General features: G+C 70.4%; 5 protein-coding genes. 1 reads left to right on the forward strand and 4 read right to left on the reverse strand.

Annotation, left to right across the window (positions count from 1 at the left end; genetic code table 11):
• Positions 1–122: 122 nt before the first annotated feature.
• From ACIO3R_RS39445 to ACIO3R_RS39460, 4 genes are all read right to left on the reverse strand, one after another.
• Positions 123–962: an SDR family NAD(P)-dependent oxidoreductase gene (locus ACIO3R_RS39445; RefSeq protein WP_385035169.1), complete on the reverse strand. Its 840-nt coding sequence runs from the start codon at positions 960–962 to the stop codon at positions 123–125.
• A 179-nt stretch (positions 963–1,141) separates the two neighbouring features.
• The gene (locus ACIO3R_RS39450; RefSeq protein ID WP_402111941.1) at positions 1,142–1,987 is read right to left on the reverse strand and encodes an amidohydrolase family protein; all 846 of its coding nucleotides are present in this window, start codon (positions 1,985–1,987) and stop codon (positions 1,142–1,144) included.
• Positions 1,984–3,171, reverse strand: coding sequence for a mandelate racemase/muconate lactonizing enzyme family protein (locus tag ACIO3R_RS39455; protein WP_385035171.1), 1,188 nt, complete (start codon positions 3,169–3,171; stop codon positions 1,984–1,986). Before ACIO3R_RS39455 ends, ACIO3R_RS39450 begins: the two co-directional genes overlap by 4 nt.
• A complete protein-coding gene (locus tag ACIO3R_RS39460) occupies positions 3,171–4,541 on the reverse strand; it encodes an aspartate aminotransferase family protein (protein WP_385035173.1) in 1,371 nt (456 codons plus the stop codon). Before ACIO3R_RS39460 ends, ACIO3R_RS39455 begins: the two co-directional genes overlap by 1 nt.
• A 288-nt stretch (positions 4,542–4,829) precedes the next feature.
• Between ACIO3R_RS39460 and ACIO3R_RS39465 the strand changes: the two genes are divergently transcribed.
• Positions 4,830–5,687, forward strand: coding sequence for an IclR family transcriptional regulator (locus tag ACIO3R_RS39465; protein WP_385035175.1), 858 nt, complete (start codon positions 4,830–4,832; stop codon positions 5,685–5,687).
• The last annotated feature ends 274 nt before the right edge of the window (positions 5,688–5,961 follow it).

Consider the following 5,961-nt stretch of genomic DNA (forward strand, 5'->3'; position numbering starts at 1 on the left):
CAGACCCGAAGCCCGCAGCAGATTCCGGCGGGACGATGCAGAGGCGGACATGACGGAGGTGCTCCTCGCGTGGTCGGTGCGTGCTCGATGGGACTCGAAGGGAACCGGCTGCCCGGTCGCGGTCAGATCGTGTTGCGGTACGGCGGCATGAAGCGCATCCGCGGCATCTGGTCGGCCAGCACCCCGCCGTCCACGACGATCCGCGCCCCGGTGAGGTACGCCCCGGCGTCCGAGGCGAGCAGCAGCAGGGCGCCCACGCACTCGTCGGGCCGCGCGTACCGGCCGAGCGGGATGCGCTCGCGGTAGGCGGCTTCGAAGGCCTCCCGGTCGAAGGGGAACTCGCCGTCGATGGGGGTCTCGACCATGCCGGGGGCGAGGGTGTTGGCGGTGATGCCGTGCGGGGCGAGTTCGACCGCCAGGGTCTCCGTGAGCAGTTGGGCGGCGGCCTTGGAGGCGTTGTAGTGGGCCAGTCCGGCCTCGGCCACCAGGGCGTTCTTCGAGGTGATGGTGATGATGCGGCCGGCGACGGAGTCCGCCGTCATGTGTTCGGCGAGGCGCTGGCTGAGGAAGAACACCGCGTCCACGTTGACCCGCATGATGTGCGACCAGCTGGCCGGGGTGATCTCGTTGAAGCGTTCCAGCGCCGCCGTGCCCGCGTTGTTGACCAGGATGTGCAGCGGCCCGGTCTCGGCGCGCACGGCGTCGACGAAGCCCGGCAGCGCCTCGATGTCCGCGAGGTCCTGGCCGTAGGTGCGGCAGCGCCGCCCGAGGGCCTCGACCGCCGCGGCGGTCTCGGTGACGCCCTCGGCGCCGGGGAGGTCGACGAGCACCAGGTCGGCACCCGCCTCGGCGAGCCCGACGGCGAAGGACCGGCCCAGGCCCCGGGCGGCCCCGGTCACGAGCGCGGTGCGGCCGGTCAGGTCGAAGCGGTCGGTTCCGCGGGGCGGGACGGCTGCGGTCATGGCGGGGATCCTCCAGGCGGAGACGTGCGGAACCGAGGGGTGCGGGTACGGAACGAAAGGGTCCGGACCGCCGCGCGGGGGACACTTGGGTGTTGCGCGGCGGCCCGGCTACCGGCCGGCACCCGTGGACAGGGGGGTGAACCCGGGCACCGTACCGGCAGTTCGTGGGAACGGCCCGGTCAGCCGTTCAGGCCCAGCAGATCGAGTGAGGGCCGGTGGATGATCTCCTCGATCGCGTCCCCGTCCAGCGGCGGCAGCCCCGGAATGCCGGGGATGCGGGCGATCTCCCGCAGCCCCTTCACCGAGTCGTCGACCGTGGTGAACGGGTAGTCGCTGCCGAACAGCACCTTGTGGAAGACCCCGTAGTCCTGGACCAGCCGGAGGCTGTGCCAGAGCTGGAAGGGCCGGTAGTGCAGGGCGCTGAGGTCGGCGTACACGTGCGGATGCTTGCGGATGACCGCGATGCACTCGCCCTCGAAGGGGTGGCCGAGGTGGGCCAGGACCATCCGCAGCTCGGGATGGCGGATGGCGACGGCGTCCAGGTGGCGGGGCATCGCCCACTCCAGCGGCGCACTGGACACGAAGGTCGTGCCGGTGTGCACCAGGAGCGGCAGCCCGTGCCGTTCGGCGTACGCGTACAGCTCGTCGTACTCCTCCGCGGCCGGGTCGAAGCCCGCGTACATCGGCATCAGTTTGATGCCGCGCAGGCCCAGCTCCTGGTGGCCGTGGCGCAGTTCCTCCTGCCAGCCGGGCTGGGTGGGGTCGAGCGCCAGGTAGCCGATGAGCCGGTCGGGATGTTCTCCGACGTACGCGGCCACGGCGGCGTCGTCCACCCAGAGCCCGCTGCGCCGCGCCTTGCCGCCGACGACGATCGTGCGGGTGGACTCGGGTGCGGTGGCGGCGTACTCCTCCCACTTCACCGTGAGGTCGACCTCGCCCGCGTGGGCGCGGGCGGAGTCGGAGCTGAACGGGTCGGTGAAGTCGTGGCTGTGCCGGAAGAGATGGGAGTGGACGTCGACGATCATGTGCGGTTCCGCTTCTCCCAGCCGTCCGCGAACATGTTCCAGAAGCGGTGGCTGGGCGGGTGTTCCTCGAACACCTCGTCGACGAGTTCGACGCCGAGCCCCGGGGCGGTCGGCAGGCCGATCCGGCCGTCCTCCATCGGGAGGGTGCCCTTGAGTGCGTCGAAGACGAACGGCTCCAGGAGCCCGTCGAAGGTTTCGAGGATCTTGAAGTTGGGGATTCCGAGCGCCGCGTGCACCGAGACGGTGGTGCAGAGCGGGGAGTTGGAGTTGTGCGGGGCCACGAGCATGCCGTGGGTGTCGGCGATCGCGGCGAGCTTCCTGACCTCGGTGAAGCCGCCGGCCATGGAGAGGTCGGGCTGGATGATGTCGACGGCGTTCGTGGCGAAGAGCTGCTTGTACTCGTAGCGGTTGTGGAAGTGCTCGCCGCCGGAGATGGGGAACGCCGCGCGCTGGCGCAGTTCCGCGTACCGCTCGATGTGGGTCCAGGGCATCGGCTCCTCGAACCAGCCGATGTCGAAGGGCTCCAGCTCCCGCACCAGCCGGGCGGCCGTCGGCATGGCGAACCGGGCGTGGCCCTCGATGAAGAGGTCGACGTCGGGTCCGATGGCCTCCCGGACGGCGGCCACGAGGTCGATGGAGCGGCGCAGCTCGGCGCGCTCCAGCTCGTGCAGGCCGGGGCCGAACGGGTCGAACTTGAGGGCGGTGAAGCCCTTCGCGACCGTCTCCTTCGCCTTGGCGGCGAAGGTCTCGGGCTCGCGCTCGCCGGTGTACCAGCCGTTGGCGTAGACGCGGACGTCGTCCCGGCAGGCGCCGCCGGTCAGCCGGTAGGCGGGGACGCCGAGCGCCTTGCCCATCAGGTCGTACATCGCCTGGTCGAGGCCGGACAGGGCGATGCCGCCCATGTCGCCGCCGCGCAGGAAGTCGCCCTGGTAGACGCGGAGCCAGAGTTCCTCGATGTCGAAGGGGTCGGCGCCGATCAGGTGCCGTCCGGCGATGGCCTCGGTGAGGGCGCAGACCTCGCTCACCCGGTAGGGGTGGGTGATCTCGCCGATGCCGGACAGGCCCTCGTCGGTGTGGACCCGGACATAGCCGAAGTCGCGCCAGGAGGTGCCGAGCATCAGGGTCTCGACGCGGGTGATCCGTCCGGCGGGGCCGGCGGGGCGGGTGCGGTTGACGGTCAGCATCAGCGGGTCGCCCCGCCCATGGTGGAGGTGTTCTCAAGGTCGCGGGCGCCCCCGTCGGCGAGGACGGCCTTGACCGCGGCCTCTGTGCCCTCGATGAGGCGGTCCACGTCGGCGTCGGTGTGCGCGTAGCTGATGTGGCTGCGCTTGAGGTTGAGCGGCAGCTCGAACAAGCCGTGCTCCAGGAGTTTGCGGCGGTAGCCGACGAACAGCGAGGCGTCGTTGTTCAGCAGGTCCGCGTAGGTGCGGGGGGCCTCGCCCGGCATGAAGTAGCTGACGAAGACGGAGCCGTAGCCGGTGACGACGGCGGGGACGCCGAGGCGCTCGTACAGTCCGGTCAGTTCGCTGCGGACGCGGCCGCCGAGCCGGAAGACGTGGTCGTGGACCGGTTCTTCGCGGAGCTTGCGCAGGGTGGCGAGGGCGGCGGCGACGACGGAGGGGTGGCCGTTGTACGTGCCGGCGAAGAAGGCCGGGGCGCCGGGGCGGGTGGAGAAGAGGTCCATCAGGTCGGCGCGGCCGCCGATCGCGCCGACGGGGGCGCCGTTGGCGATGGCCTTGCCGAGGGTGGTGAGGTCGGGGGTGACGCCGGAGATCTCCTGCCAGCCGCCGAGGCTGTGGCGGAATCCGGTGATGACCTCGTCGAAGATCAGGACACTGCCGGCCTTCGTGGTCTCCTCGCGCAGTGTGGTCAGGAACTCCTGGTACGGGAGGAGGGCGCCGACGTTGTGCGGGACGGGCTCGACGATGACGGCGGCGATGTCGGAGCCGTGCTCGGCGAAGGTGCGCCGGACGGCCTCGCTGTCGTTGAACGGCAGGACGAGGGTGGCTTCGAGGACCTCGGGCAGGATGCCGGTCGAGATCGGGTCGTGGCCGCCGACCTTCTCGGGCGCGGAGATGACGTTGAGGCTGACCGAGTCGTGCCAGCCGTGGTAGCAGCCCTGGAACTTGACGACGAGGCGGCGGCCGGTGGCGGCGCGGGAGACGCGCAGCGCGTGGAACGTGGCCTCGCTGCCGGTGCTGGTGAGCAGCACCTTCTCGATCGAGGGGATCAGTTCGGTGAGCTGTTCGGCGAGGAGGACCTCGCCCTCGGTGACGCCGACACCCATGTGACCGAGGGTGGCGCCGGCCTTCGCGGTGGCGTGGGCCACGTCGGGGTCGTTGTGGCCGAGCAGCGGCGGGCCGAACGCCGAGTGGAAGTCGGTGTACTCGCGTCCGTCGGCGGTACGGAACCGTGCGCCGTCGGTTCCGGTGACGACCAGGTCGGTCAGTCCGGGAACGCTGCGCTGACCGCTGTTCACGCCGCCGGGTACGACCTGGCGGGCGCGTTCGGCGAGTCGGGCTCCGGATTCGTTGCCTACCGGGCCTGAACTCATGGTGCTTGCTCCTTGCGTCGAGAGTCGTCGGTTTTCGCGGGCCCTGCCCGGCCCGTGAGTCCCTGGCGCCATCCGCCCGGCAGTCGCCGCAGGAAGAGGTGATCCGTGGTGCTCGTTACTGCGTTTCGCTTTTTCAGAACACTGTTCTGTAGAGCCGAACAGTGCCTGGATATTACGTCCGCCCCCGGAGCCGGTCAACCCCCTTTCGGCCACTCAAGGCCCTGATTCCGGGCTTTCCTTGACTCAGACGTACGCCCCGGGGCCTCAAAGGCACTAGTCTGTTCTGCTATGACGAACAGTGCTGCCCCTGAAGAACCGAAGTACTGGGTCAAGAGCGTGGCCAGGGCAGCCGACATCCTCGAAGCTCTCGCCGCCCCCTCGCAGGGGAACGGCCTGAGCGTCACCGAGGTCGGCCAGGTCTGCTCCATCTCCAAGAGCGCCGCGTTCGGCATGCTCCAGACCCTGCGCGCCTACGGCCTCGTCTCGGACGACGGCGAGGGGATGAACCGCCGCTACCGGCTCGGCATGAGCCTGGCCAGGCTCGGCGACCGGGCCAGGTCCCAGGTCTCGTTGCGCGGGGTCGCCCACCCCGTCCTGCGCGAACTCACCCGGGCCACCGGCATGGCCTCCAGGCTCGCCGTGCCCGAGGACGGCCACGCGGTCGTGGTGGACCAGGTCGAGCTGGACCAGCGCGTCCGGCTCGATCTGCGGATGGGCCAGCGCGAGCTGCCGCACTGCACGGGCCTGGGCAAGGCGCTGCTCTCTGCGGTGCCGCCGGGCGAGGCGGCCTCGGTCGTCGAGCGGTTCGGGCTGCCCCGGCGCACGTCCCGCACGATCACCGACCAGGCGACCTTCCTGTCCCATCTGCGCGACATCGCCCGGGTCGGCTACGCCCTGGACGACGAGGAGGACGCCGAGGGCATCATCTGCATCGGCGCACCGGTCTTCGACGACCGCTCGGTGTGTGCCGGGGCCGTCTCCATCACCGGTCTCAAGCTCGGGCTGCCGGCCTGGCGCTACCAGGAACTGGGCGGCCAGGTGCGGGATTCGGCCCGCCGGATCAGCGTCTCCCTGGGCTGGGTCGACGACCCGGAGGACGACACGTCGGACACCGCCGCGTCGCATTCCGACGAAATCGGGTCTTGACCGATCGGCACAACCCGCCGTAGGTTCCCTGCCAACCGCGGTGACACTCACCCGTCACCGTCGATTTACCCCTCCCGGTCCGATTCCGACGCCTGCCCACCGCGTCGTGAACATCCGACGGCCGGACCCTTTTCAGCCATCCGCCTCATGGCAGTCCACCGCAGGAACGCTCCCTCACTTGTCGCGCTTCTTGGAAGGCGAAGTCCGCATGAGCGTTCCGCACCACTCCACCCCTGCCTCGTCCCGTCGCAATGTGCTGCGGGCTTCGGGTCTC

Source organism: Streptomyces sp. NPDC087428 (assembly GCF_044744085.1).
Lineage (GTDB): Bacteria > Actinomycetota > Actinomycetes > Streptomycetales > Streptomycetaceae > Streptomyces.

Coding starts and splice junctions, on each gene's coding strand:
- ACIO3R_RS39445 (WP_385035169.1), bottom strand. CDS start 962: ATGACCGCAGCCGTCCCGCCCCGCGGAACCGACCGCTTCGACCTGACC.
- ACIO3R_RS39450 (WP_402111941.1), bottom strand. CDS start 1,987: ATGATCGTCGACGTCCACTCCCATCTCTTCCGGCACAGCCACGACTTC.
- ACIO3R_RS39460 (WP_385035173.1), bottom strand. CDS start 4,541: ATGAGTTCAGGCCCGGTAGGCAACGAATCCGGAGCCCGACTCGCCGAA.
- ACIO3R_RS39465 (WP_385035175.1), top strand. CDS start 4,830: ATGACGAACAGTGCTGCCCCTGAAGAACCGAAGTACTGGGTCAAGAGC.
- ACIO3R_RS39455 (WP_385035171.1), bottom strand. CDS start 3,171: ATGCTGACCGTCAACCGCACCCGCCCCGCCGGCCCCGCCGGACGGATC.